We start from the raw sequence: 26345 nt of genomic DNA on the forward strand, positions 1-26345 counted from the left end.
GCTACGAAAACATGGACTGCGCTTTCAGCAGCGCTTCGGCCAAAGCATCGACCTCGTCCATCGTGTTGTACAGACCGAATGAGGCACGACACGTGGACGTGACGCCATAGCGGCTCAGGAGCGGCATGGCGCAATGGGTGCCGGCCCGCACGGCAACGCCGGCCCGGTCGATGACCGTGGCGACGTCATGGGCATGGGCGCCCTTCATCTCGAAGGAAATGATCGCGCCCCGCTCCCGCGCCCGGCCGAAAATGCGCAGGGAATTGATGCGCGACAGGCGCTCCAGCGCATAGTCGCACAGGGCGTCCTCATGGGCGCGGATAGCGTCGCGGCCGAGCCCATCCATATAGTCGAGCGCGGCGCCAAGCCCGATGGCCTGGACGATCGGCGGCGTGCCGGCCTCGAAGCGATGCGGCGGCTCGTTATAGGTGACGGTGTCCATGCTCACCGTCTCGATCATCTCGCCGCCGCCTTCGAACGGCGGCAGGGCTTCCAGCCACTTGCGCTTGCCGTAGAGCACGCCGATGCCCGTCGGGCCATAAAGCTTGTGGCCGGTGACGATGTAGAAATCGGCATCGAGGTCGCGCACGTCGACGTTCAGATGCACGGCGCCCTGCGAGCCATCGATCAGCACCGGAATGCCGCGCGCATGGGCGATCTCGATCACCTTCTTGATCGGCACGATGGTGCCGAGCACGTTCGACATATGGGTGATCGCGACAATCTTGGTGCGCGGCGTCAGCGCCTTCTCGAACTCATCGAGCAGGAAATTGCCGTCGTCGTCGATGCCCACCCATTTCAGCACGGCGCCATTGCGCTCGCGATGGAAATGCCAGGGCACGATGTTGGAGTGATGCTCCATGATCGACAGGACGATCTCATCGCCCGGGCCGATATGGGCCCGACCGAAGGAGCTGGCGACCAGGTTCAGCGCCTGGGTGGCGCTGCGGGTGAAGATGATCTCTTCGGTCGAGCCCGCATTGAGAAAAGCCCGCGTGCGCTCGCGCGCCGTCTCATAGGCTTCCGTCGCCGCATTGGCGAGGTAATGCAGGCCACGATGGACGTTGGCATATTCATGCTCATAGGCATGGCGCATGCGGTCGAGCACCTGACGCGGCTTCTGGGCCGAGGCGCCATTGTCGAGATAGACAAGCGGCTTGCCATAGGGACGCTCGTTCAGGATCGGAAAATCCTGACGCACTTTCATGACGTCGTAAGGCTGCACCCGCGTATTCATGATTTCACGCGCTGCGCGAGCCAGGCGCGCACCTTATCCATGAGCTGTTCACGCACCAGTTCATCGCCCACCCGGTCGATGGCTTCTCCAGCGAACGCTTCGAGCAGCAGCGCCTCGGCCTCGGCCGGCGGAATGCCACGCGCATGGGCATAGAAGAGATGATTTTCGTTCAAGGAGCCGCAGGTGGCGCCATGGCCGCAGATCACGTCGTCGGCGAAGATTTCCAACTCCGGCTTGTTGTTCATCGCCGCCGTGTCGGACAGCAGGATGGTCTGCGATTTCATGCCGCCGTCGGTCTTCTGCGCATTGGGCTGCACAACGATCTTGCCCTGAAAAACGCCCGTCGCCGCATCATCGACAATGTAGCGATAGAATTCGCGGCTCTCGCAGCGCGGCGCGGTGTGATCGACCACCAGGGTCGTGTCCGCGTGCTGGCGGTCGCGCAGCAGCGTGGCGCCATGGAGGCCAATCTTGGCGTGCTCGCCGAGGCTGCGCAGGAAAATCTGATGGCGCGAAACGCCAGCGCCCGACGACAGTGAGAACGACTGGAAAGTGGCGCGCGCGGCCAGCTCGACGCCTAATGTCGACAGGCTGAGCGCGCGGTTGCCCGCTTCATTGACCCGCACATGTTCGACGCGCGCCGACGGCGCGACATGGAATTCGATCAGCGCGTGGGTCTGATAGCTGAGCTCATCGGGACCGCGATGGGTTTCGAGGACGAGCACATCGGCGCCCTCGACCACTTCGATCACCAGATGGGGAAATGTCGAGAAAGCCTCTGCGCCGATCTCGCGGAAATCGAGATGGACGACGCTGCGATGGGCCGGCGGCACGCGCAAAGTCGTGGTGCGCCCGGCGAAGGCACGATGCAAGGCCACGGCCCCGTCATCGCCATAGGCATCGCCAGCAGCCGCGGGCTGATCGCCAGTGTCCGCATCGACCACTTCCAGCGCGCCGGCATGGCGAACGAAGCGGCCGTTGACGAACAGAACGTGCGCCGCATCCTTCAACGTCAAAGCCATCGGCATCCGCATCGCCTCAGCGACGAGATCGTCGGTGAAGGCTTCGAACGGCGGCGGCGCATCGCGCATCAGGGTGCGCAGATCGGTGTAGTGCCAGGATTCGACGCGCCGGTTCGGCAAGCCGCCGGCGCGCAGCCGCGCCACGGCCTTGTCGCGGGTCTGGGTGTTACGGCGGCCGCTCTCGGCGAGGCGCGCCAGAATGGCTTCCTCGGCCGGCGTCCTTACAGTCTGCAATTGCACGGCCATGATACCCTCACGCCGCGTCGGCGACGAAGTCGCGGTAGCCGTGCTTTTCGAGTTCGAGCGCCAGTTCGGGGCCGCCCGTCTTGATGATGCGGCCCTGGGCCATGATGTGCACGGTGTCCGGCTTGATGTGGTCGAGCAGCCGCTGATAGTGCGTGATGACGAGGAAGCCACGATCGGGCGCACGCAAGGCGTTGACGCCATCGGAGACGACGCGCAGCGCGTCGATGTCGAGGCCGGAGTCAGTTTCGTCGAGAATGCCGAACTTCGGCGCCAGCAAGGTCATCTGCAGGATTTCGAGACGCTTCTTTTCGCCGCCGGAGAAGCCGACGTTGAGCGGACGGCGCAGCATTTCCTGGGTCACCGACAGCTTGTCGGCGGCGGCGCGCATCAGCTTCATGAATTCGGCGGTCTTCAGCTCTTCCTCGCCGCGCGCCTTGCGCTGGGCGCTCAAGGCCGTGCGCAAGAAGACGTGGGTGGTGACGCCGGGAATTTCCACCGGATATTGGAACGCCAGGAACAGGCCGCGCGCGGCGCGCTCGTGGGGTGGCAGTTCGAGAATGTTCTCGCCGTTGAGGAAAACCTGGCCTTCGGTGACGGTGTAGTCGCTGCGGCCGGCGACGACGTAAGACAAGGTCGACTTGCCGGAACCGTTCGGTCCCATGATCGCCGCGACTTCGCCGCCCTTCACCGTGAGCGTCAGGCCATTCAATATCTTCTTGCCATCGATTTCGGCGTGAAGGTTTCTGATCTCTAACATTCCAATCTCCCGACGAACATCTCTCGTCGTTGACTAAGTGTGGTCGTGCGAATGGGCTAATTTGCGCTGTAGGCGCTTTCCCATTCTCCAACCTCGGCAATTTCACAGCCCGTCGTCAGCCAAGAGCTTCCCTTCGCGTCGACGGGACTAAGGCTTGCAGAAAGACGAGCGTCCTTTGACATTGCTTCGAACAAAAGACTTGCTCCGCCGCAATTGCCACCTTCATTGCCGCCCATCGATACAACCCTGAAGGTCTGAGGAAACCGTCCCTTGCTCGGCTGCTTGACCACTTTGACTAATGCGGTACCGAGCAAGCCGTACTTAGAATTCTGTTCAAGGCGGAAGTCCAAAACCTTAACGGCCACCAGTCGATCTCGTTGAGCAGCCTCTCGCTCCGCTTGCTTGACTGGGTCTTTGTATCGAGGGCAATCGCAGGCGAACGCCGCCGGTTGCAATAAAGCCGCAGCCACAAGACCCATAGGAATAGCGAGCCGTGACATTAGCCCACGCTCCCCTCAAGACTGACGGCGATAAGCTTCTGCGCCTCGACGGCGAATTCCATCGGCAATTGCTGCAACACGTCGCGGACGAAGCCGTTGACGATCAAGGCTGTCGCCTCCTCGGCGCTCAGCCCGCGCTGCATGCAGTAGAACAGTTGGTCCTCGGAAATCTTCGAGGTCGTCGCTTCATGTTCGAACACCGCGCCGGAGTTGCGCGATTCAAGATAAGGCACGGTGTGGGCGCCGCAGGCATTGCCGATGAGCAGCGAGTCGCAATTGGTGAAATTGCGGGCGCCGTCGGCTTTACGATGGGCGAAGATCTGGCCGCGATAGGTATTGCTGGAGCGGCCAGCGGAAATGCCCTTGGAAATGACACGGCTCGTCGTGTTGCGGCCGAGATGCAACATCTTGGTGCCGCTATCGACCTGCTGGCGGCCGTTGGAAATGGCGATCGAATAGAATTCGCCACGGGAATTGTCGCCGCGCAGGATGCAGGACGGATATTTCCAGGTGATGGCCGAGCCGGTCTCCACCTGCGTCCAGGAAATCTTGGAGCGGGCGCCACGGCAGTCGCCACGCTTGGTGACGAAATTGTAGATGCCGCCCTTGCCCTGGCTGTCGCCTGGATACCAGTTCTGCACCGTCGAATATTTGATCTCGGCATCGTCGTGCGTGACGAGTTCGACAACGGCCGCGTGCAGCTGGTTCTCGTCGCGCTTGGGCGCCGTGCAGCCTTCGAGATAGCTGACGTAAGCGCCCTTGTCCGCGATGATCAAGGTGCGCTCGAACTGCCCGGTGTTCTGCTCGTTGATGCGGAAGTAGGTCGACAGTTCCATCGGGCAGCGGACGCCCGGCGGAATGTAGACGAAGGAGCCATCGGAGAAGACGGCGCTGTTGAGCGTGGCGAAATAATTGTCGGTCACCGGAACGACGGAGCCGAGATATTTCTTCACCAGTTCCGGATGGCTGTGCACCGCTTCCGAGATCGGGCAGAAGATGACACCGGACTTGGCAAGCTCCTCGCGGAAGGTTGTGGCGACGGAAACGCTGTCGAACACGGCATCGACGGCAACCTTGGCGCCCTGGACGCCAGCCAGAATCTCGCGCTCACGCAGCGGAATGCCGAGCTTCTCATAGGTCCGCAACAGCTCGGGATCGACCTCGTCGAGCGACTTCGGACCGGCATGGGTCTTCGGCGCCGAGTAATAATAAAGATCCTGATAGTTGATCTTGGGATAATCGACGCGCGCCCACTTCGGCTCGGTCATGGTGAGCCAACGGCGATAGGCATCGAGCCGCCACTCGGTCAGCCAAGCGGGCTCGTTCTTTTTCGCCGAGATGAAGCGGACGATATCTTCATTCAGGCCTTTGGGGGCCTTGTCAGATTCGATGTCGGTGACGAAGCCGTACTTGTACGCATCAACATCGACAGACTTCACCGTTTCGAGAGTCTCGAGGACGGCTGCCATTTCACTTCTCCACCGTGGGCGGTTTCAAGGACCGCTGGTAGGACACGTCAACACCGGTTGCCCGGTGCACTTATGCCGCCCGCTTGCGGCGGGCGCGTATTCCGTTCGCGACTTTGCCGAACGCCTGCACGAAGCGATCGACATCGTCCAAATTGTTGCCCGACCCAAGGCTGACGCGCAGCGCGCCCTTGGCCAGATCCCCTGTGACACCCATCGCCGCGAGCACGTGCGAAGGTTGCACCTTGCCCGACGAACAGGCCGAACCCGACGACACCGCGAAACCTTCCAGATCCAAGGCGATCAGGAGTGTTTCGGCCGGCGCATCCGCCAAAGCGAATGCGCTGGTGTTCCCGAGGCGCGACGCGGCAGCGCCGAACACCACAAGATCCGGGAACATCGCGGTCAGCCCGGATTCGAGCCGCTCACGCCAGTGGCGAAACTCCGCCATACGCGCTTCGCGATCCGCCAGCGCTGATACAACAGCAGCGCCAAAGCCGGCAATCGCGGCAATGTTCTCGGTGCCGGCACGTAGGCCGCGCTCCTGACCGCCGCCTCGTACCAATGCAGGGCTGATATGGGTGGAAGCGGCGGCAAAGGCAAGCATTCCGATGCCCTTTGGGCCGCCAAGCTTATGGCCTGACACAAATATGATGTCGGCGCCGAGCGCGGCGGCCGAAATGTCGATGCGGCCGGCCGCCTGAACGGCATCGCAGACCAAAATACCGTTCCGGGCTTGTACCAGAGAGGCGGCTTCGCGCACTGGTTGTAGAACGCCGGTTTCATTGTTGGCGGCTTGCAACGCCAGCATGGCCCGGGCCTCGCCCAGACTATCGAGTTCCTGCTGCAGAGCGGCCAAATCGAGCACGCCATCGGCGGTCAGCGGCACGATCCGCACCCGATCTGCCGGGAAATGATGACCTTGCAGCACGCAAGGGTGCTCGCCAGCGGCCATGAGCAGCCAATCGAATGGCCGCGAATCGTTCCGGATCGTCACATGGGGCGTCAGAACCGTATTGGCGGCCTCGGTGCCGCCGGCCGTAAAGGTCACTTGGGCAGCGGGAACGCCGACCAGACCAGCGACCTCAGCCCGCGCCTTTTCGATCACAGCCCGCGCCGCCCGCCCCTCACTATGGATAGATGAGGCATTGCCCGGCAGGTCGAGTGCCGCCAACATGGCCTGCCGCGCCGGCGCGCCAAGCGGCGCGGTGGCGTTGTAGTCCATATAATGACGGGCCAGGGACATCAGATTCGGATCCTCAACAGGCGACCGCCGGCTTCAAAACGCCGCCAGACACCCCATATCTCGTATTAATCCTTGCATTCCGAACCACCGGGCATGCTAGAAGCGCGCAGGTTGAACCGGCCTACGTTCCAGACGCCTCGCCTAATACGTGTATCGCACGGATCGGGTTGTAGTTTAGAATTCTTCTAACACTATTTTGATGCGTTGCGGCGGCCAAGTCAAGGAAACGGCCCGGTTTCACAGATTTTCAGCCCGAGCGGCAGGGGCGGCCCTGCCATCGGGCACAGATTTTGGAGCGACGATGCCTGAAGTCATTTTCACCGGTCCGGCTGGACGGCTCGAGGGCCGGTTCCACCCGTCCAAGCAACGCGGCGCTCCGATCGCGGTGATTCTGCATCCGCACCCGCAGTTCGGCGGGACGATGAATAACCAGATCGTCTACAACCTCTATTACGCCTTCGCCGAGCGCGGCTTCTCGGTGCTGCGGTTCAATTTCCGCGGCGTGGGCCGCAGCCAGGGCAATTTCGACCATGGCCAGGGCGAACTGTCGGATGCGGCAGCGGCGCTGGACTGGGCGCAGTCGATCAATCCGGAAGCGCGCGCCTGCTGGATCGCCGGCGTTTCCTTCGGCTCGTGGATCGGCATGCAGTTGCTGATGCGCCGCCCGGAGATCGAAGGCTTCATCTCGATCGCACCGCCGGCGAACCGTTTCGATTATTCCTTCCTCGCGCCCTGCCCGTCTTCGGGCCTGTTCGTCCATGGCGACCAGGACCGGGTGGCGCCGCTGAAGGAAGTGATGGCGTTGATCGAGAAGCTGAAGACCCAGAAGGGTATACTGATCGAGCACGCGGTCATTCCGGGCGCCAACCACTTCTTCGAAAATTGCGTCGATCCGCTGATCGCGGAGATTGGCGTCTATCTCGACAAGCGCCTCGACAATCCGACGAAGCGACCGACACCAGCGCGTGCGCTGAAGGGCCCGACGCCGAGCGCCTAAAAACATCAAACCCGGTTCTCAGAACCGGGTTTTTTCTTGGTGTGTTACTTGGCGTGTTTCTAAGAGTGTCAGGCGCGCCTCTATGCAGGACGCGACAGCACGCCGCCGGTGAGTGGTGTCGCCACGCCGGTCGTGCCGGGGAATGTCAGCGGCAGGCCGTTGAGCGAGCGCACAGCCAGATAGGCGAAAGCCTGCGCCTCCATCGCATCGGCGCTCCAGCCCATATCGTCGGCCGTCGCCACATCGCAGCCGCAACGCTCGGCCAGCATCTTGAGCAGCACCGGATTGCGCGCCCCACCGCCACTGACGATGAGGCGGTGCGGACGCTGCGGCAGCAGCGTGAATGAATCCGCCACGGTCTGTGCGGTGAAAGCCACCAGTGTCGCCGCCGCATCCTGTGTCGACAGCGCGGAAACGGCTGCGCGGGAGAAGTCGTTGCGATCGACCGATTTCGGCAGCGGCGCTTTAAAATAAGGATTGTCGAGAAGCCGCGCGAGCGCCTGCGCATCGATCTTGCCAGTGCGCGCCGTCGCACCGTCACGATCCATCGCCTGGCCGGTGCGCTCCATCATCAGATCATCGAGAAGCGCATTGCCTGGCCCGGTGTCGAAGGCGATCGGATCGCTTTCGCCTGGCAGGAAAGTGATGTTGGCAACGCCGCCGACATTCAGGACCGCGACGGGAAATTCGAGATGCGCCGCGCCCGCGAGCGCGCGATGATAGGCCGGCACCAGCGGCGCGCCCTGCCCGCCTGCCGCCACATCGGCGGCGCGCATGTCCCAGACCACCGGAATGCCAAGCGAAGCGGCGAGCGCCGCGCCATCGCCGATCTGCACGGTGAGGTGACGTTCCGGCCGATGCAGCACGGTCTGCCCGTGAAAGCCCACGACATCGACGCCGGTGCTGTCGAGGCCGTTGTCGGTGAGAAAATCAGCCACGGCGGCGCGATGCCGATCGGTGACGATCGCGTGCGCCTGCGCCAGCACGCCGGGGCGCGCGTTGCGATCGGTCAAGGCCACCGCTTCATCGAGCGCGGCGCGCAACGTGCGCCGTTCCGCATCGCTATAAGCAAAAGACGCACGCGGCCCCTGGCGCACATCGCCCTTGCCGTCGGTTTCGATAAAGGCGACGTCGACACCGTCCATGGATGTGCCCGACATCAGGCCGATCGCTCTGAACCAGGTCATGAAATCCTCCACCAGATGGGCACGGAGTCTCGGACAGGCCGCTTAATAAATTGGCTACGCCCTTGAAAAAGTAGATGGGCTACGCCGCTGAAAAAGTAAGATGGGCTACGCCCTTGGGGAAGGTAACAGGAAACAGATGACAAAGCACCGCTTTGTCAACCGTTTCCTGAACCCCTCTCAATCACGCCACCGGGCCTTCTTCCAGGCCTGCGGCTTGGAGTTCGAACAGGCCGCGATAGACACCGTCTGGCTGGCGCAGGAGGGTTGCGTGATCGCCCTCCTCGATGATCCGCCCCCGTTCGAAGACCAGGATGCGGTCCATTGCCCGGACGGTGGAGAGACGGTGGGCGATGACGATGGTGGTGCGCCCCGCCATCAATCGCTCCATCGCCTCCTGGATCAGATATTCGGATTCTGAATCGAGGCTCGCCGTCGCCTCGTCCAAAATCAGAATCGGCGCATCGGCCAGGAAGGCGCGGGCCAAAGCCACACGCTGGCGCTCGCCACCCGACAGCTTGATGCCGCGCTCACCCACCATGGTGGCATAGCCTTTCGGCAACGACACGATGAAGTCGTGAGCATTGGCAAGCTGCGCCGCACGCTCGATTTCGGCCTGGCTTGCCTGGGGGCGGCCATAGCCGATGTTCTCGGCGAGCGAGCGGTGAAACAGGATCGGCTCCTGCTGCACGATGGCAATGCTGGCGCGCAAGCTCGTCTGCGTGACCGCAGCGATATCCTGCCCGTCGATCGTGATGCGCCCGTCGTTCAGATCGTAAAGCCGCTGGATGAGCTTCACGAACGTGGTCTTGCCCGAGCCGGAATGGCCAACCAGACCGACACGCTCACCAGCTTTGATCGTCATCGAAAAATCACGATAAAGCGGCGTGGCATGACCACGATAATGAAAGGTGACGTGCTCGAACGCGATGGCGCCATCGGCGACCACGATCTTGTCCGCACCGGGCTTGTCCTCGACACCGGGAGCCTCGTCGTAAAAGGCGACGAGTTCTTCCATGTCGTTGACGGAGCGTTGCAGGTTATGGATGTGCTGGCCGATATCTCTGAGATAGCCATGCACAATCGTGTAGCTCGTCAGCACCAAGGCGACATCGCCTGCGCCGGCTTCGCCACGCAGCCAAAGCCACAACACACCACCAAGCACAGCCGCCCGCAGCCCCAGCAGAAAGATCTGCTGGGCCGTGCCAGACCAAGTGCCGCGCAGCCAGGCTCGGCTGGTGCGCTTGCGCCACTTGCGCAAGACGCGTCCAAGCCGGCCATCCTCGCGCGCTTCCGCACCAAAAGCCTTGACGACGCTGTTGCAGGTGATGGCATCAGCCAGCGCGCCGCCCATGCTCGTATCCCAGCGATTGGCAAGACGCGCGGCGGGCGCGGCGTAATACACCGAGAGCACCACCGTCATCGTGACGAAACCGATCGAGCCCACGAACACGATCAGACCGAGCAAGGGCCAATGGTTTGCCAAGATGATCGTGGTGCCGATCAACACGAAGATGGCCGGCAAGATCGCCACCAATAGCGTATCGAACAACAGGTCGAGCGCCCACATGCCGCGCGTGATCTTGCGCACGGTGGAGCCGGCGAAGTTATTGGCGTGCCAATCGGTCGAGAAGCGCTGCAGCCGTGCGAAAGCATCCTGCGCCACCCTGCTCATGACCGCGGTGGTCAGATGGGTGATGCCGGTGAAGAACAGCTGACGGCAGACAACGCCCACTGCGGCAAGGCCGAGCATCACGGCAAGCGCCCACCAAGCCATGGCGGCTTGCTGCGGGCCCGCAGTGATGGCGTCGATCATTTGCCCGGCGAAAATCGGGATGGCGATTTCAGCCAGTGTTGCGAGGCCGACCTCGAAAACAATGAGGCCAACGAGAAAACGATGGTTCGCCCAATGGCGGAACGTGAAGGCCAGAACCGCCGCAATGGGGTTCCGACCCGCTTGGCGAGTTTGTTGAATCATGACGGCAATGCGGCGCGCGAAGCGCCGTCCTCATGGCAAAGCCGACACAAAGCTGTGCGGCGTAATATCAGAAACTTAGGAAAGCGGCCCGAAGGCCATACGGCGAAAAGCGGGACCTAGTTGGTCGAGGCTCCGAACGGAGAGCTCATTCCCGCGAGGAGATTCAGAAAATTTGTCATTCATCTCTCCTCTAGGCGCATATGCGCGGTTGCCGATGCGGTGCACAATAAAAGAGCAAGCGCGGAAAGGCAACCCCCTGCGCTTGCGTGTGTGGTCTGCTTGATCAGTTGTTGCCGCGAAAGCCCGTCGCCAGCACGTAGAGCTCGGCGGAATCAGCACGGCTCGCCTTCGGCTTGACGTGACGCACAACGGCGAAATCGCGTTTGAGCGCCGCAAGCACCGTGCTCTCCGTGCCACCCTGCAGCACTTTGGCGACGAAGAAGCCGCCCGGCTTCAACACCTCGCGGGCGAATTCGACGGCGAGCTCTGCCAGATGGACAATGCGCACGTGATCGGTCTGGCGATGGCCGGTGGCATTGGCCGCCATGTCCGACAGCACGCCATCGACAAGCCCGTCGCCACCATCAGCCGACATCATGGCCCGCAGGCGTTCCGGCGCATCGTTGTCGAGAAAATCCATCACCGCGAATTCAACGCCGGCCAAAGGTTCGATCTCAAGCAGATCGATGCCGATGACATGGCCGCGCCCGGCGCCCTTGCCCTCCAGCACGCGCACCTGCTTGGCCGCATATTGCGCCCAACCGCCTGGCGCCGCACCGAGATCGACGATCTTCTGGCCCGGCTTGAGCAGCTTATAGCGCTCGTCGATCTCGATCAGCTTGTAGACGGCGCGGGCGCGCCAGCCTTCCGCGCGGGCGCGCGCCACATAAGGATCGTTGAGCTGGCGCTCGAGCCAAAGCGTTGAAGAATGCGTGCGCTTATGCGCCGTCTTCACATGCACTTTGAGCGAGCTGTCACGGCCGGCGCTCTTGCCGCCCGAGCGTCCCGGCACTTTCGGGCCACCCGAACCTTTTTTAGGCGTGGTCATTCACTTTTCCCGTTCTGGTTCCCGCGCCACACGCCGTCAAAACTCATCATCTGCATCAGCAAGCCCTCGCGCAGGCCGCGATCGGCGATGCGAACACCGCCGCTGGGAAAGGCCTGCCGGATGGCATCGAAGATGGCGCAGCCGGCCAGTACCAGATCGGCGCGCTCAGTGCCAATGCAGCCATTGGCGGATCGCTGCCCAAAGGACATGTCACGCAATTGATGGATAGCCGTGTCAACCTCGGTGTTGCGCATCCACAAACCGTCGACGCGGCGACGGTCATAGCGGGCGAGACCCAGATGGACACCAGCGACCGTCGTCACCGTGCCCGACGTGCCGAGCAGATGGAAATGCTCGCAGCAGATTTCCGAGCGCGCCTCCTCGGCGAAATCAGCGAGCTCGGCGGCAACATGATCGACCATCGCCTGATAGGTCAGCGGCGTCACTTCATGGCCACCATATTGTTCAGCCAAGGAAACGACCCCAAGCGGCAGCGACGTCCACAGCCGCACCCGATCGTGCAGCTTCTTGCGCCCGGTCTCGGGGCAGCAATCGGCGAGCCAGACGATTTCGGTGGAACCACCGCCGATGTCGAAGAGCAGGATGGCGCGGGCGCGCGGGTCCGCCAGCGAGGCGCAGCCGGCGGCGGCGAGAAAAGCTTCGGTCTCGCGATCGACCACTTCAAGCTGCAGGCCGACCCGCTCATGCACCTGCGACAGGAAGTCTTGGCCATTCTCGGCCGCCCGGCAGGCTTCGGTGGCGATCAGACGGGTGCGGGCAACGCCGCGCGCCTCCATCTTCTCGCGACAAACGGCGAGCGCCGCCAAGGTGCGGGCGATGGCCGGCTCGCCGAGCCGCCCGGTGTGGCTAAGTCCCTCCCCCAGGCGGACGATGCGCGAGAAGGCGTCGAGAATCTTGAAACCGTCCGGCGACGGGCGGGCGATCAACAGCCGGCAATTGTTGGTGCCAAGGTCGAGCGCAGCGTACACGGGGGCCTGCGGACGCGCGGGCGCAGGCCCGGCAGGTCCGGCAAAAATTGTGTCGCGCCCAGCATCGTCCGGCCGCGGCAGCGGGTGGCCATCGTTCGTCAAAACCCTGCTCCAACACGCTTCCAAAGAAGCGGAGCGATTCAAACCAATGTAAAGCGCGTTGGATCAAACGCCAAGGCGCAGAGAAGCGGCTGACGAAACCGGCGAGCCGGCCCCCTTAAATCCGGAAACTCAGAAGAAATCCGGGGTATAGGGGCAGGTCACGTTGGGCACCCAGACCAGCCGGCCGCCCCGCAGCACCTGTTCCCGGCCGCCATAACAACCGTTGACCCGCTGAAACGAGTCGGGCCTGCCGTTCGGGACATTGCGGTAATTCCCGGGGTCGCCGCCATAGCTGCGCGGCGCCCGGGCATAGGTATTGGGCCCATAACCACCGCCGACACGCACCGAAGGCGGCACGTAAGGCCGATAAACCTGGCCATGATAGGCCTGATGCCGATGGACTTTACGCTTTGTCTTGGCTTCGGCAGGAACGGTGAGCGCCACCACGGCCAAGACGGCGGACACGATGGCCACGACCCGAAAGACCGACGCGAAATTAGACATGGAAGCCTCCTGTTCACGTGAACGTTCAACTGGGCGCCCGCGCCGCGATAATCTTTCGTCCCTAGAAAGATAGGTATCCAACGCCGGAACGTCGATATCCCACCAAACCGACAGCCAAACAGTTGACAGGTTCGCCGCGAACCCCCTAAGAACGCGCCATTGCAAAACTTGCCGCGTTTGACCGGCCGGTGTTGCGATCCTCCGAAGGAAGTGTTTGTTTTCACTTCGTTTCATGGTGGGGAATAGTTCAACGGTAGAACGGCGGACTCTGACTCCGTTAATCTTGGTTCGAATCCAGGTTCCCCAGCCAATTAATCTAAATTACTGATTTTATTACATGTTTTTGATCGTTACGGTGCCGTTTTTGTAGCGCGGTTTCGTAGCGATTTGGGCTGAAATGCCTCTGCTCTATTTGAGCTCGAATCCGACACGCGCAGAATATTGCCAAGTTTAATTTTGGAACTTGGTTGTGCGTCCTTTTGGTCTGAAGAATTTCCTGTCGCCACGTCCGGTGACAGTCCCTGATACGGTAGAGGTTAAGGCTTCTACGATCGCCGAACCTGACGCCGATCTGTTCGCCCTCTTCGGCGTTCAACCTACCCTTTCGAACATCGCCGTCACGCCATCGTCCGCCATGCGGTGCGCCCCTGTCGCCGCCGCGACGGCGCTGATCAAATCAACCTTAGCCACACTGCCGGCCAAAGTTTTCGTCCGCCTGGACGAAGGCGGCAAAGAGCCCGCCCTAGAGCATCCGGCCTATCGGCTAGTTCACGATGACGCCAATCCATGGACCTCAGCCGGCGATCTGCGCAGCGCCCTAGCTGGCGATGCCATGTTGCACGGCCACGGCTACGCTGAAGTAATCCGCGTCGGCGCTGGTAAAGCCCAAGAGCTTCATCAACTCGACCCAACGGCTATTACCCAACTCGTAGCTGACGACGGCTCACCGGTGTATCGCATCCGGACCAAGGGCAAAGGTCATCGCGATCTCTCCTATCGCGACGTTCTGCATATCCCCTCGCCCATCGGCATCAGCTACGTCACGGCGGCTCGCGAGGCGATCGGCCTTTCTCTGCTTCTCGAAAAACATGCTGCCAACCTATTCGCCAAGGGCGCGAGACCCAGCGGCGTTGTGACAATGCCAGGGCAAGCGCCCAGCGACGGTGACGATAAGAAAAAGCGCGATTTCATTCGACTCTTTAAACTGGCGTTCTCTGGTGACAACGTCGGTACGCCAGCGGTTCTATTTGGCGGCGCGACCTTCCAACCGCACGCTTTCTCCAGCGTTGACGCTCAATTCCAAGAAAGCCGTCTATTCCAATTGCGCGAGATTGCCCGCGTTTGGAATGTGCCGGTTTCGATGATTGGCGATCTAGAACGCGCCACCTACTCAAACACCGAACAACAGAACCTTCAATTTCTGACGCACACGATCTTGCCGTGGCTGCGAACCTTTCAGGAAGCTTATCGTCGCGTCCTCATATCTGAAGACGATCAGAGAACGCACGTCATCGATTTTGTCACCGATGATCTGCTTCGTGCTGACTCTGCGACCCGCGCTGAAGCAATCGCGAAACAACGCGCCGCCGGCACTCTGACGGCGAATGAAGCACGGGCTCTCGAAAACCGCCCGCCCCTGCCCGGCGGTGACAAACTCGAAAATCCCTACACGACTTCCAACACAAAGGATCAGGCCAACAATGGCTGACACTTCGATCACACGCTTCTTCGGCGATGGCGATAAGCGTTTTCACCTTACTTGGCGGCATATGCTCGAATTACAGGAGAAGTGCGGCGCAGGTATCGGCACCATTTCGCGCCGCCTGTTCGCAACCGAACCGACCCTTGCCGATCTAGCAGAAGTCATTCGTCTGGCGCTGATCGGCGGCGGTACGGAGCCGATCGACGCAAAGCGTCTGGTCGAAGCCTACGTCATGAACGCTCCACTCATGCCCAGCTACGAGCTCGCCACCGCAATCATGACCGCTCGCATGTTCGGCTCCGATCCGATCGCCAGCGAACCCGCTTCCGCCCAAGACGACAACGAAAATCTGCGCGAGGAAATCATTCGCGCTTACGCCGATACTCCTAGCGAGGAAACCGATGCAGCGGCTTGAATTCAAATCCACGATCTCGATCGATGAGACCGGCACTGTTTCCGGCATCGCATGGCCATTCAGTATTCCTGATCGTGCCGGCGACATGATCGAAAAAGGTGCTTTCGCGAACACCGTTGCACCGATCCCGATGCTCTTTGGTCATTCCGAACCGATCGGCGTTTGGGATGAGCTTACCGAGAAGCATGATGGCTTGCATGTGCGCGGCCGAATGTTGGTCGACGAAGTTGCACGCGCCAAGGAAGCGCGGGCGCTCGTTATGTCGGGCGCTGTCGGTGGTCTTAGCATCGGCTTTTCGACCCGCCGCGCCATCACGCGCAAGGGCGGCGGTCGCACCATCCAAGCCCTCGATCTAGTCGAAGTCTCCCTTGTCTCCGTGCCCTGTCATCCGGGCGCGCGCATCACTTCCGCCAAGTCAGCGGCGGAAACCATTTGGATTGCTGACGCCATCAACCGGGCCGCCGCCGCCCTTCGCTAAAGAAAGTACCGTATATGTCCAATAGTTATGCATACGCCCCGATCGAATTGAAGAGTGACGAAGATGATGAAAACGGCATCGTCACCAAAGCACTCGAAAATCTTACGACTTCAGTGAGCGAGAAGCTTTCCGCGTTCGAAAAGAAGTCGAATGAACGCCTCGACGCGTTCGAAGCTCGTTGGAACCGTCCGGCGAACGACAACAATCGCCACGCCAACGACAATGAAGCCGGCGCTTTGGAGCGCAAGGCTTACGAAACTTACTTGCGCCGTGGTGCGGAACGTCTCGGTGCGGAAGAAATCAAAGCGATGACCGTCGCCGTTGATGCGAACGGTGGCTACCTCGCGCCGGAAGAATTTGCCAAAGAGATTTTGAAGAAGCTGGTCGAATACTCTCCTATTCGCCAGTATGCGCGCGTAGTCCAGATCGCGACATCAGAAGTGAAGATTCCGCGCCGCTTGACTGGCACAGCCGCGACGTGGGTTGGCGAGGTTGACGACCGCACCACCAGCGCCCCGACCTTCGAACAGGTTCTGATCGCGCCGTTTGAGCTGGCGACTTACACCGACATTTCGACGCAACTGCTCGAAGACAATTCGTATGGCCTCGAAAGCGAACTCGCTCTCGATTTCGCGGAATCGTTCGGCAAGACCGAAGGCACCGCCTATGTGAAGGGAAGTGGTGTCGGCCAGCCGAAGGGTCTCATGACCGCAACCGGCATCACCGAAGTTAAGACGGGCGTTGCCGCCGACTTTCCCGCCAGCAATCCCGCCGACGTTCTAGTCGGCATGTATCACGTTCTGCCGACTCTTCATGCGCAGAATGGTGTTTGGTTGATGAACCGCACCACGCTCGGCAAGATGAGAACGTGGAAGGATACGACCGGCCGCTATCTGGTTATCGATCCGATCTCGGAAGGTGCTCCGGCGACATTGCTTGGCCGTCCGATTGTCGAAGCGATCGATATGGACGACATCGGTGCGAACAAATACCCGGTCGCTTTCGGTGACTTGCAGGGCTTCCGTATTGTCGATCGCGTCGGCCTGACGACTATGCGCGACCCGTTTACGCTGGCGACTAAGGGTCAGGTGCGGTTCCATGCTCGTCGCCGCACAGGCAGCGAAGTCACGAATCCCGATCGTTTCGTGAAACTCAAGTGCTCCGCTTAACGGTAGATTGAAAGCTCTTGCAATGCGGCTCGCAGCGGACCCTATTACGGTCAATATCGGCGGAAAGTCCCTCACTTTTCGTCCGACGTTGTATGCCGCATTGCGGCTTGAACGATATGGCTTCGAAAAACTCTTACAAGATATTGCCGAAGGGTCACTTACGGCCATCAACACCGTTGCGATGGAAACTTGCGCCGAGGAATTCGATCTCGGTTCCGCGCTTGAAACGGACCTAGTGCCTCTCGGTCTCAACCTCGCTTTGCTTAGCGAGGCTACGTCTGCCGTCATCGCTGAAATGCTCGACCTAGGCGGCGGCAAAGATCAGCCCGAACAACCAGCTAAAGACGCACCGCAAACCCTATCTGATCTCTATCAGGAGCTATTCGGCATTGCGACTGGCGTACTCGGTTGGTCAGCCGATCAGGCGTGGAACGCCACTCCGGCGGAAATCGCGGTTGCGGCTAAAGCGCGATACAAATTCGCCGCCCGGCTATTCGGTGCCGCGGAGAATAAAGAGGGCTACGACCCACGTAATACCAAGCGAGACTTAGACGCTACCGCAAAGCTAAAATCTCTAGCGAGAGTGATGTGATGCCCTCGCGTGGTCCTCGTATCTGCACCTGCGGTAAGATCGTTCAAGCCGGCGCTCTTTGTGTCTGCCAAGCCGCACGTCGGCGTATCAACGATCGTCGCCGTCCGTCCGCACATGAACGCGGTTACACCTCGAAATGGCAACGCGAACGCGCTGAATATCTGCGCCTGCATCCCCACTGCACATTCTGTGGACGCATCGCCAACGTGGTCGATCACCGTATTCCCCACAAGGGCGACATGCCCCTCTTCTGGGATCGTAGCAATTGGCAGCCGCTATGCGTGCCCTGCCACAACAGCCGTAAGCAGATCAGGGAAAGGAAATGTACGTCATGAGCCGATGGACTAGAGACGACATGGCACACTTCATGCGCTCCGACGTACAAATGCTGACGCACGACGGCGAAACCTTATCGATCAGAGCCTGGGCCAAACGCCTCGGTCTTAATCCGCAAACGCTGGCTAAGCGGCTTAAGAATGGATGGACCTTAGCCACTCTTATGACTGCGCCGAAAGACCTTCGCACTTATCGAAGGGAAGCTGAAATCGAATACCAAGGCAAGAGCCAAGTCCTCGACGCATGGGCGATCGAGCTCGGCATCAACATTGCGACGCTACGTAGTCGTCTAAGAAGCGGCAAGACCGTGCAACAGGCATTCACCGAACCTGTCCAAACCAAACGCAGGCCGCGCCGTCACGGCATCAATCGTTATTTCCCATAGGGGGGTGGGTCCATCTTCGCTCTAGGGGCTTCATGACCGCTCGGGGTGTCTCGCGCAACATTCACAGAAATTCAGGTAAAAACAATGACTATAACAACTCCTATCGTTTCCGTCGATGACATGCGGGCTTGGTTGAACCTAACCTCGCACGACGACGATGCCATTCTGGCATCGAACGTCGCGGCAGCAATCGCCGCAATCGAAAGTAAGATCGATAAAAAGCTCACCGAGTATTTCGACTCTGCTGAATACGCTAACAGCGTTCCGGCTGATCTGATCCTAGCGATTAAAATGCTGGCGGCGCACTTCTACAGCTTCAGAGAGCCGGTTATCTCCGGCGATCGTGTCGTCACGATCCCATGGAATGCGATCGACCTGATCGAGCCTTACCGGAGCGTCATCGTCTGATGTTCGACCGTGAGGCTCTTATAGCCGCCGTCACTGCCAGCCTTGAACGTTCCGGCGAGCAAATCGTCGATCGGATGCGCGAAGTTGCGCCGCAGGATTCCGGTGATCTTGTAGCCGGCATCTCGTCGGCGATTGATAGCGATCAGCTAACGCTAACAATTCGTTCTGACGCCCCGCATTCTCGCTATGTCGAAGATGGCACCGCGAACACTCCGGCGCAGCCGTTCTTTTATCCGACGATCCGGGAATTTGAGGATCGGGTTTACGACGACCTCGCCAAGGCCGCGAAAGAGGCGCTCGACCAATGATCGACGCCAGTACCGCCTTGCAAACCCTCATTCGCAGCCGCCTTAGCACTGATCCAGGCGTTACAGCGCTCGTTCCCGCCGATGATATCCGCGATTCTAACGGCCTCCCGGTGCAAATTCCGGCCGTTTTAATCGGTGGTGGACAGGTAACTTACGACGAACTGAAGCTTACGGCGCACGCTGATCTGCATATTTGGGTCGAAGAAGTCGGGACCACGGGCGCTAAAGCGATCGCTGGAGCGATCCGAAACGCCCTTCGTAGTGGTCCCTGGCCGATCGCCGATCATCATTGCAGCGTAGTTCGGGTTACGTCGGATCGTTTCATGCGCGATCCGAACAATCAGTATTCGCACGGCGTCGTGTCAATCGAGGCGCATATGGTGGAGCGCCATCCGTGATCAGGGCCGGCAAACTCGACCGCAAAATCATCATCTACCGTTCCGGCCCCGAAGTTCTGGACGCGCAGGGCGTTCCCTCTTTTACCGACACGACTATTGCGACCCTCCGGGCGCAGTTGCTCGAACAGAACTGGGCCGATCAGAACACGGACGCTGGCGTTTCCGGGCAATGGCGCGCGACCTTCCGTACCCGCTGGCACGCCGATATTGGGCTTTCCGATACAGTCGAATACGAAGGCGATCGGTTCGAAGTCATCGGCATCAATGAAATCGGCCGCCGCAATGGGCTCGATATTCAGGTTTCTGGCGAGAAATCGCCCTGATGCGCGGAAGAAAGCCCGCCGTCATTGTGACTGGCGATCTCGAAAACCTCCCTACTCCGCCGGCTTGGCTCTCAAAGGAAGCGAAAGCGGAATGGAGGCGCGTCGTGCCGATACTGATCGAGCGCCGCATTCTGACCGATGCCGATCTAGCGGTAATGGCCGGCTATTGCAGCGCCGTGGGTGAAATCGCTCAAGCCAGCAAGATCATTGCCGTCGAGGGGCTGACTTTTGAAGGCAAGACCGGCCCAAAACGCCATCCGGCCGTAGGTGTTCGCAACGAAGCGCTTGCGCACATGCGCCAGTACGCGGCCGAACTCGGGCTTACCCCGGTCTCACGCTCCCGCCCGTCTGTTCGCGATGACGATCCGGCCAATCCTGATTTGGGGCTGGAATGACTAGCCCCGATACTTATCCGCATTGGGTTTTCGATGGATCCCCGATTGATGACCCTTTCGGGTATGGCGATCGCGCGGTTCGGTTCATTCGCGCCCTACGCCACCCAAAGACGGGGAAGCCGTTCCAACTCGACCCATGGCAGGAACGCATTGTTCGGCGCATTTATGGGCCGCGCAATCCGGACGGCAGCCGGATCGTTCGGCAGGTCATAGCTCTGATTTCCCGTGGCGCTCGTAAGACGACGCTCGGTGCTGCCCTTGGACTGCTTCATACGATCGGCCCCGAACGTGTTCCCCACGGACAGGTAGTCCTAGCGGCTTACGACCGAGCGCAGGCGCGTATCGCCTTCGATGAGGCGACCGGCATTTGCCGCGCTGATCGCTTCGTTGTCGGCGCAACCCGTATTCGTGACGGCCGCCATGACATTCTTCACCGCAAAAGCGGCGCGACCATGAAAGCCGTTTCGAGCGATGCCGCCGCCCAGAACGGCAAAACACCCTCCTTCGTTCTGTTTGATGAGGTGCATGCGTGGAAGAAGCGCGAGCTCTACGACATTCTGCGTACTGGCTTGACCAAAACCGCCGGAACGCTCTCAGTCGTTATTTCGCAGGCCGGGCGCGGCACGGACAATCTCGCCACTGAGATTTTCGACTATGCCCGGAAGATCGCCCTTGGCGAGATTGAGAACGAAACTGTTCTGCCGATCCTATTTGAAACGCCGCAAGACGCTGATTGGCGCGATGAAAAGGTGTGGCATCGCGCCAATCCCGGCCTCGCCCAGGGCTATCCCGATCTATCGGCTATGCGTGAAATGGCGCGAGAGGCGGAAACCCGTCCGGCGATGCGCGTGAAGTTCTGCAACGATCATCTAGGTATGTGGTTTGATTACCATAGCGACCCATGGATTGAGATTGCCATCTGGGACGCTTGTGGAAACGAGCCGATCGACCTGTCAAAATATGAAGGCGAGAAGGCATGGATTGGCGTTGACCTAGGAGAGGTCGATGACCTTAGCGCCGTAGTGCTGGCTCTTCGCGGCCCCGACGATAGCTTCATAATCGTTCCGTACATCTTCTCGGATGAAGCCTCGATCCAGAAGAAGCAAATTCGTGGCGACGCACCATATAAAAAGTGGGCAGACCAGGGATATTTGATCGTCACGAAGGACAATGTCACTGATTACGACGCGATCGAAGCCAAGATCGTTGAACTATCAGAGCGTTTCAACGTTCAAGAAATCCCGATCGATACCTTTTCCGGTCGCCCCATGATCACCCGGCTTCTATCCCACGGGCTCCCGGTACTCGAACATCGCCAAGGATTCATATCCATGGCCGCGCCGACCCGTGCATTCGAGCGAGCGGCCTTAGCAGGCAAGATCAAACATGGCGGCCATCCCGTCTTACGCTGGTCAATCGGCAACATCCTGATCGATACCGATCCAGCTGGCAATCAGAAGCCGACGAAGAAACGCAGCCGCGACAAGATCGACCCCGTAGTTGCCGCCATCATGGCGCTTGGCCGCGCTGACCACAATGAATCGACGGAAGCCGGAGTTTTCGTTCTAGAGGAAGAGTAGAATGGCCCAAGATAATCGCGCGCTCGTTTTCGAACTCGACGCCCGTACCGAGAAGCTTGAACGTGCATTTGACCGTGCGAATAAGTCCGCCAACGATAATATGAAAGCTATCGAGCGACAGGGAGACGCGTCCGCACGGCGTATCGATGCCAGCTTTGCCCGAACCGCTACGAGTGTTGCCGCTTCGATGGCCTCAACCGCCGCCAGCGGATACATTATGTATCAGCGTTTCCAGCAGATCGAGCAAGGCGCGAATCTTGCCGGCACAGCAATGCGCAAGGTGTTGAACTTTGTCATTGGTTATCGAGTTGCTATCGCCACCTTCACGGCCCTAGGTTTGGCCGCCAATCAGGCTGCCGAAACGATTGAGCGGATGCAGCAGATTGCCGCCAAGGCCAATACTGCCGGCGTCGGCACGACCTTTCTTCAGTCATGGACTAACCAAGCCGAAAAGCTTGGCGTAACCGTAGAGAACGTTGAGAAGGCGCTAATCAGTGCTCGTGGCGCTTTGCGCGATCAGGCTGACGATCTCGGCAAACTGACGATTTCACCTGTTCAAAAGCTACTCGATGAGCTGTATCGCTCCGGGCAAGTCGTCGGACGTGGTCTCGATGACTTCCTTAAATCTGGCAACGTTGAACAACGCATTCAGGCGATTAAAATTGCCATTCAGGAACTGTTGAACGCTGGCCGCGATCTCCAGGCGAACAAGCTGGGGGAAATGGTCTTTGGTGCCGGCGTTGGCGAAAAGATCGTCTCCGGCATCCGAAGCGGCGCAGTCGCGGTTGAAGCCATGGGTACAGCGGCACAATCTGCCGGCAACACCTTTGACGCTGCCCTGATCCAGAAAGCAGACGAACTAGACCAGCGGTTGAAGGTTGCACGCGCGGAACTTTCGAATGCGTTCGTTCCGATCTTGAACGATATCGCGTCTATCGGCCTGACGATTAATAGTGGGTGGGTGACGATCAATGAAACGATTGCACGTGCTGCCCAAACGTTAGGCAACTTCTACACGGTCTCTAAAGCTGCATACGCCGCCGTGTCAGCTGCAAACGCCGAAGTTTATTCGAACCGTCGCGCACAGGCCCGTATTGGCATGACGCAACGCGGTCCTGACGCCATCATCAGCGATGAACAGATTTCCGACCAACGTGCCCGCGCCGAAATCGCGTACAAGCTTCGGGCTGGGCAACTCGATAAGCGTGGCGATATTTCCAACCTGCCCGACGGCAGTGCCGCTTTCCTGCCTAACACCGCCCTGCCACAAAACCCGCCGGTTCCTTCCGCACGTCCGACCTACACCGAACTTCAGCGCCAGCCGCGAGCCCCAGCCGCCGGTGGCAACGCTGGCGGTGCGCAAGGCTTCGATCAGGTGGAAGGATATCTCAACCGTTTGCAGCGCTCGACCGAACTTCTCCAGGTCGAAGCCGCCGCCATGGATAAGAGTAAAGTCGAGCGCGAAAAGATGGTTCGTATGGTCGAGGCCGAAGCCCAGGCCCGGTCGCGCGGAACACCTCTCAGCGAAAAGGAACGGGAACAGGTGGAAGCCACCGCAACCGCCTACGCGAACGCCAGCCAGAAGCTTGAGGCTCTACAGCAACGCCGTGAAAGCTTGAACCAGAGTGCCGACCTTCTCGGCAATCAGCTTATTGACGGTTTCGACGCCATTGCCCTACGCGGCGAATCTGCGGCAAGCGTGATTAAGAGCTTGATCAGCGTTTTGATCAAAGCCGTTGCCCAAGCGGCTCTGCTTGGAAGCGGACCATTCGCCGGCTTGTTCGGCACCGCTGGCGCAAGCGGTGCAACTGGCGGCATTTTCGGCGCGTTCATGAAGGGGTTCGGGCTCACCTTTGCTGAAGGCGGCTACGTTTCCGGCCCCGGAACCACTACTTCGGATTCGATCCCGGCTTGGCTCTCGGACAAGGAATTCGTCATCAACGCCAAAGCGACGCAGCAATATCGCCCGCTATTGGAAGCTATCAATTCCGGCCGTGTTCCCAAGTTCGCAGCCGGCGGTGCTGTGCGGGGCTTGTCGATGCCTACCCTGCCATCGCTCCCCGCCTCGGTTCAACCGCTTGGCGCCGGCTCGGCTCCGGTCATCAACATTTCCTCGCCAATCACCGTGAACGGTAGCTCCGGCACGCCGGCCCAGAACGCCGATCTGGCGAAGCAGATGGGCCGTCAGATGGAACAGGCGATGCGAACCGTAGTAGTCTCGGAACTACAAAAGCAGCTTCGCCCCGGCAACCTCTTAAACCGCTGAAAAAAGGCCAACCCCTCTTTATAGTCACCGACCTAATGGTTTGCGGACACTTTTTTGCTTCGACAAAAGATAATCCACTTTCCGAAAAAGCACTGATGCATCATAATTTAACTCGTGGGGACAACTGACTTAATCCAACTATGGAGTTGATCCCCCGTGTCCCGTAATCAGCATACCATCGCGGTATCGCGCGCAAGCGCGGTTCGTCTTCGCGCCTTAGCTAATCATCAAGACATTCCCATCACCCGGCTAATCGATCGCTGGATCGATCAGGCTTACGCCAGCCCGGATGCACCATCCCAGAACGATTTCGAAAGCCTGATCGATGAGACACCGGAAGGGCGCAGCGTCGTCTACAATTTCGCTTCCGGCACGATCTTTAAAATCCCGATGCAGAACGCGCTGTCGGTCGCTCAAGCTATTCGCGAAGTTGCCTACGGCCGGAAGTCAGTAGTTTTCGATATGGACGCGAATGTCCTGATCGCGCGTCGGGGAACGGGTCTCGCTCTCGAACAAGGCGATCAAAAGGAGCTTTGCTCGGCGCTACGCGCATGCCGGATCGCTACAGATATAGAGGAAGCCGCGACGTAGAACATAAAGAAACCCCGCCGTGGAGTCTGAAACACGGCGGGGCAGTCAGTCCTTAAATACCCAACGCCTTTGCGAGAACATTCGGTATAGCGTGATTATAGCAGCCCCAGATAAACATTGCAGCGATAACGTCGGAATAATTTCGGGTACGCCTGGCGCCTATCATTCGACCGGGACTGCTTCTAAGCGCACCGACCGGCGAAATGTTCCCAAAAAAGGAAATCGCCATCACCGGAAATCGCGCACTAAGGATGCACACTTTCTGTTAGGGCCGCAGCAACTTCAGATTAGCACCGAAGTTCCGGTTTCCGCCGACTCTTTAGTGGCAAACTCCCTTATCGATTCTCAATCCCTTCAATCTGAATCTCTACCCCCTACCCCATCCCCTTCTCTATCTCCCAAAACCCGCAAATCCTGGGAAGGCTCTTACGTTGAGAATCCCAAGGAACTGCCCCGTCATAGATTCCGGAAACCGGCACAGTGGCGCGATATCACCGATGAGCGCCGTATTCTCGAATATCACCGGGCAATGTATTCCCTTGGACCTGTCTGCGCCTTCACACTGAATCTCAATCCGGAAGTCGAAGCAAAAGCCAGATCCGAGACGAGCCCTGCTAATTGGCTTCTCCGGCGGATTAAGCGCGAGCTTTCTATCGCTTTTGAAAAAGACATTCCATTTTGGTTTGCTCTGGAAGAAACCGAAGACGATCGCCGGATGCACCTGCACGGCGAGATAGGAATACCGTTTGCTGGAATTAAATTAGCCCATGGGGCGCTTAAACGAGCCGGCGGCAGGTGGAGTAGCGGCAGCCAGTATCAAGCCCATATCAGAGCAAATCCGAATGATGGTTGGGCTGACTATTCCGCGAAGAATGCGACGTGGCACTCGCCCAAGCTTAAGAAGCGTTATCCGAAAATGCGCCAACTAAGCACCATCTCCGGCGGTTGGTATGGTTCGACGCAGACCGTGACGCGGGAAGCGACGAAGCACTACGAAGCTGATTTGGGAATCTCTCGATCCAGTAACTCTGTCACTTCCATTCCGGCAGCTTTGGCTTCGTCCACGACCTTTTGAAGGCGTTCGAAATGTTCCAGAAAGTGTTGGTATATTTGTTTTGCGAGCACCATTCTTTGATCGTGCGACATTTCTCGTAAGTCGTTTCGAATTTTATCGAAAGTCGCTACACGCTCCTTTCTCTTATCTATCTCTTCTATGCCGATTTTCTCGTAAGCAAGCTCCTCCCACCAGTGATCGAAGGCTTTCATTTTCAATGAATAGTCGCCGCTCAGCCGGCGATATAGAAGGGTTGCGAAACCGATGATCGACATTGTCTGATCTAAACTGTGAGAAGCGAGTACGGCGTAGGGGTCGCGATCCGCATGCTTTAAAAAATTCGCGACGCTACTGATCAAACGCCATCCTTCGGCTTTTAGTATGGCGTTCATCTGATCGGTAAACCCATCATCCTTATGATGAGGATAGATATCAAAGAGCACCTTTAAGCTGGCGAACGCCAAAGTGTGTATCGAGAGGCTATCGGCATTGTCGAAGTACAAATCGATCGCTGTATCGAGCTGCCGCCGGGCCGCTTCTAGCTTTGTAATAGAGACGCTTACGCCTTCGGTATCTGACATGCTGCTTTCCCAGCTCACTCCGACCAACCCATATTTGCGGCAGAGAAAAGATAAGTCAAAATTGACTTATCTTATTGATTTAATTGAC

General features: G+C 59.3%; 28 protein-coding genes and 1 tRNA gene. 17 read left to right on the plus strand and 12 right to left on the minus strand.

Annotated elements, in window-relative coordinates:
- Nucleotide 1: 1 nt before the first annotated feature.
- From BLW50_RS10155 to BLW50_RS10180, 6 genes are all read right to left on the minus strand, one after another.
- Nucleotides 2–1237: a cysteine desulfurase gene (locus BLW50_RS10155; protein ID WP_090701218.1), complete on the minus strand. Its 1236-nt coding sequence runs from the start codon at nt 1235–1237 to the stop codon at nt 2–4.
- Nucleotides 1234–2505: a Fe-S cluster assembly protein SufD gene (sufD, locus tag BLW50_RS10160; RefSeq protein ID WP_090701220.1), complete on the minus strand. Its 1272-nt coding sequence runs from the start codon at nt 2503–2505 to the stop codon at nt 1234–1236. The genes BLW50_RS10155 and sufD overlap by 4 nt, the downstream gene beginning before the upstream one ends.
- 7 nt (nt 2506–2512) lie before the next feature.
- Complete coding sequence (gene sufC, locus BLW50_RS10165) at nt 2513–3262, minus strand: Fe-S cluster assembly ATPase SufC (protein ID WP_090701223.1); 750 nt, start codon at nt 3260–3262, stop codon at nt 2513–2515.
- Nucleotides 3263–3318: 56 nt separating this feature from the next.
- Nucleotides 3319–3762: a hypothetical protein gene (locus tag BLW50_RS10170; protein ID WP_139267555.1), complete on the minus strand. Its 444-nt coding sequence runs from the start codon at nt 3760–3762 to the stop codon at nt 3319–3321.
- The gene (sufB, locus tag BLW50_RS10175; RefSeq protein ID WP_090701227.1) at nt 3762–5231 is read right to left on the minus strand and encodes a Fe-S cluster assembly protein SufB; all 1470 of its coding nucleotides are present in this window, start codon (nt 5229–5231) and stop codon (nt 3762–3764) included. Before sufB ends, BLW50_RS10170 begins: the two co-directional genes overlap by 1 nt.
- 70 nt (nt 5232–5301) lie before the next feature.
- Nucleotides 5302–6474 (minus strand): cysteine desulfurase family protein, encoded by a 1173-nt coding sequence (locus tag BLW50_RS10180; RefSeq protein ID WP_090701230.1) that lies wholly within the window; start codon nt 6472–6474, stop codon nt 5302–5304.
- Nucleotides 6475–6775: 301 nt separating this feature from the next.
- Here BLW50_RS10180 and BLW50_RS10185 point away from each other — a divergent pair, with 301 nt between their 5' ends.
- A complete protein-coding gene (locus BLW50_RS10185; RefSeq protein ID WP_090701233.1) occupies nt 6776–7471 on the plus strand; it encodes an alpha/beta hydrolase in 696 nt (231 codons plus the stop codon).
- Between the two features lie 80 nt (nt 7472–7551).
- Here BLW50_RS10185 and BLW50_RS10190 read toward each other — a convergent pair whose 3' ends face one another.
- From BLW50_RS10190 to BLW50_RS10210, 5 genes are all read right to left on the minus strand, one after another.
- On the minus strand, nt 7552–8658 hold the full coding sequence (locus tag BLW50_RS10190) for an anhydro-N-acetylmuramic acid kinase (RefSeq protein ID WP_090701236.1): 1107 nt from the start codon (nt 8656–8658) through the stop codon (nt 7552–7554).
- Between the two features lie 181 nt (nt 8659–8839).
- Nucleotides 8840–10633, minus strand: coding sequence for an ABC transporter ATP-binding protein (locus tag BLW50_RS10195; RefSeq protein ID WP_090701239.1), 1794 nt, complete (start codon nt 10631–10633; stop codon nt 8840–8842).
- A gap of 283 nt (nt 10634–10916) precedes the next feature.
- A complete protein-coding gene (locus BLW50_RS10200) occupies nt 10917–11681 on the minus strand; it encodes an RlmE family RNA methyltransferase (RefSeq protein WP_090701243.1) in 765 nt (254 codons plus the stop codon).
- Nucleotides 11678–12718, minus strand: a complete 1041-nt coding sequence (locus tag BLW50_RS10205; RefSeq protein WP_244544460.1) for a Ppx/GppA phosphatase family protein — start codon at nt 12716–12718, stop codon at nt 11678–11680. The genes BLW50_RS10200 and BLW50_RS10205 overlap by 4 nt, the downstream gene beginning before the upstream one ends.
- A 183-nt stretch (nt 12719–12901) precedes the next feature.
- Entirely contained in the window at nt 12902–13276 is a 375-nt protein-coding gene (locus BLW50_RS10210; protein WP_090701250.1) for a hypothetical protein, read from the minus strand.
- A gap of 236 nt (nt 13277–13512) precedes the next feature.
- Here BLW50_RS10210 and BLW50_RS10215 point away from each other — a divergent pair.
- The 16 genes from BLW50_RS10215 to BLW50_RS30315 all read left to right on the plus strand — a co-directional run bounded on the left by BLW50_RS10215 (nt 13513) and on the right by BLW50_RS30315 (nt 25697).
- Nucleotides 13513–13586: transfer RNA gene (locus BLW50_RS10215), tRNA-Gln, on the plus strand.
- Nucleotides 13587–13745: 159 nt separating this feature from the next.
- Entirely contained in the window at nt 13746–14984 is a 1239-nt protein-coding gene (locus BLW50_RS10220) for a phage portal protein (RefSeq protein WP_090701254.1), read from the plus strand.
- Complete coding sequence (locus BLW50_RS10225; RefSeq protein WP_090701257.1) at nt 14977–15393, plus strand: gene transfer agent family protein; 417 nt, start codon at nt 14977–14979, stop codon at nt 15391–15393. The genes BLW50_RS10220 and BLW50_RS10225 overlap by 8 nt, the downstream gene beginning before the upstream one ends.
- Nucleotides 15380–15871, plus strand: a complete 492-nt coding sequence (locus BLW50_RS10230) for an HK97 family phage prohead protease (RefSeq protein WP_090701261.1) — start codon at nt 15380–15382, stop codon at nt 15869–15871. Before BLW50_RS10225 ends, BLW50_RS10230 begins: the two co-directional genes overlap by 14 nt.
- 14 nt (nt 15872–15885) lie before the next feature.
- Nucleotides 15886–17040: a phage major capsid protein gene (locus BLW50_RS10235; RefSeq protein ID WP_090701265.1), complete on the plus strand. Its 1155-nt coding sequence runs from the start codon at nt 15886–15888 to the stop codon at nt 17038–17040.
- 22 nt (nt 17041–17062) lie between these two features.
- A complete protein-coding gene (locus BLW50_RS10240) occupies nt 17063–17632 on the plus strand; it encodes a hypothetical protein (protein ID WP_090701269.1) in 570 nt (189 codons plus the stop codon).
- 355 nt (nt 17633–17987) lie between these two features.
- The gene (locus BLW50_RS10250) at nt 17988–18353 is read left to right on the plus strand and encodes a hypothetical protein (protein WP_139267558.1); all 366 of its coding nucleotides are present in this window, start codon (nt 17988–17990) and stop codon (nt 18351–18353) included.
- A gap of 45 nt (nt 18354–18398) precedes the next feature.
- Nucleotides 18399–18761 (plus strand): head-tail connector protein, encoded by a 363-nt coding sequence (locus BLW50_RS10255; protein WP_139267559.1) that lies wholly within the window; start codon nt 18399–18401, stop codon nt 18759–18761.
- On the plus strand, nt 18761–19069 hold the full coding sequence (locus BLW50_RS10260) for an HK97-gp10 family putative phage morphogenesis protein (RefSeq protein ID WP_170850090.1): 309 nt from the start codon (nt 18761–18763) through the stop codon (nt 19067–19069). Before BLW50_RS10255 ends, BLW50_RS10260 begins: the two co-directional genes overlap by 1 nt.
- Nucleotides 19066–19467, plus strand: a complete 402-nt coding sequence (locus tag BLW50_RS10265) for a DUF3168 domain-containing protein (protein WP_090701286.1) — start codon at nt 19066–19068, stop codon at nt 19465–19467. The genes BLW50_RS10260 and BLW50_RS10265 overlap by 4 nt, the downstream gene beginning before the upstream one ends.
- Complete coding sequence (locus BLW50_RS10270; RefSeq protein WP_090701289.1) at nt 19464–19790, plus strand: phage head completion protein; 327 nt, start codon at nt 19464–19466, stop codon at nt 19788–19790. The genes BLW50_RS10265 and BLW50_RS10270 overlap by 4 nt, the downstream gene beginning before the upstream one ends.
- Nucleotides 19790–20185: a phage terminase small subunit P27 family gene (locus tag BLW50_RS10275; protein WP_090701293.1), complete on the plus strand. Its 396-nt coding sequence runs from the start codon at nt 19790–19792 to the stop codon at nt 20183–20185. Before BLW50_RS10270 ends, BLW50_RS10275 begins: the two co-directional genes overlap by 1 nt.
- A complete protein-coding gene (locus BLW50_RS10280; protein ID WP_090701296.1) occupies nt 20182–21765 on the plus strand; it encodes a terminase large subunit in 1584 nt (527 codons plus the stop codon). The genes BLW50_RS10275 and BLW50_RS10280 overlap by 4 nt, the downstream gene beginning before the upstream one ends.
- A 1-nt stretch (nt 21766) precedes the next feature.
- Nucleotides 21767–24031, plus strand: coding sequence for a hypothetical protein (locus BLW50_RS10285; protein WP_090701302.1), 2265 nt, complete (start codon nt 21767–21769; stop codon nt 24029–24031).
- 156 nt (nt 24032–24187) lie between these two features.
- The gene (locus BLW50_RS10290; protein ID WP_090701306.1) at nt 24188–24622 is read left to right on the plus strand and encodes a hypothetical protein; all 435 of its coding nucleotides are present in this window, start codon (nt 24188–24190) and stop codon (nt 24620–24622) included.
- 19 nt (nt 24623–24641) lie between these two features.
- The gene (locus tag BLW50_RS30315) at nt 24642–25697 is read left to right on the plus strand and encodes a hypothetical protein (RefSeq protein ID WP_139267560.1); all 1056 of its coding nucleotides are present in this window, start codon (nt 24642–24644) and stop codon (nt 25695–25697) included.
- On the opposite strand, the gene BLW50_RS10300 is transcribed toward BLW50_RS30315, so the two are convergent.
- Nucleotides 25613–26257 carry a hypothetical protein gene (locus BLW50_RS10300; protein ID WP_139267561.1) on the minus strand — a complete coding sequence of 215 codons (645 nt, stop codon included), beginning with the start codon at nt 26255–26257 and terminating at the stop codon, nt 25613–25615. The genes BLW50_RS30315 and BLW50_RS10300 overlap by 85 nt on opposite strands.
- Nucleotides 26258–26345: the final 88 nt, after the last annotated feature.

This window comes from Beijerinckia sp. 28-YEA-48, assembly GCF_900104955.1.
Classification (GTDB): domain Bacteria; phylum Pseudomonadota; class Alphaproteobacteria; order Rhizobiales; family Beijerinckiaceae; genus Terripilifer.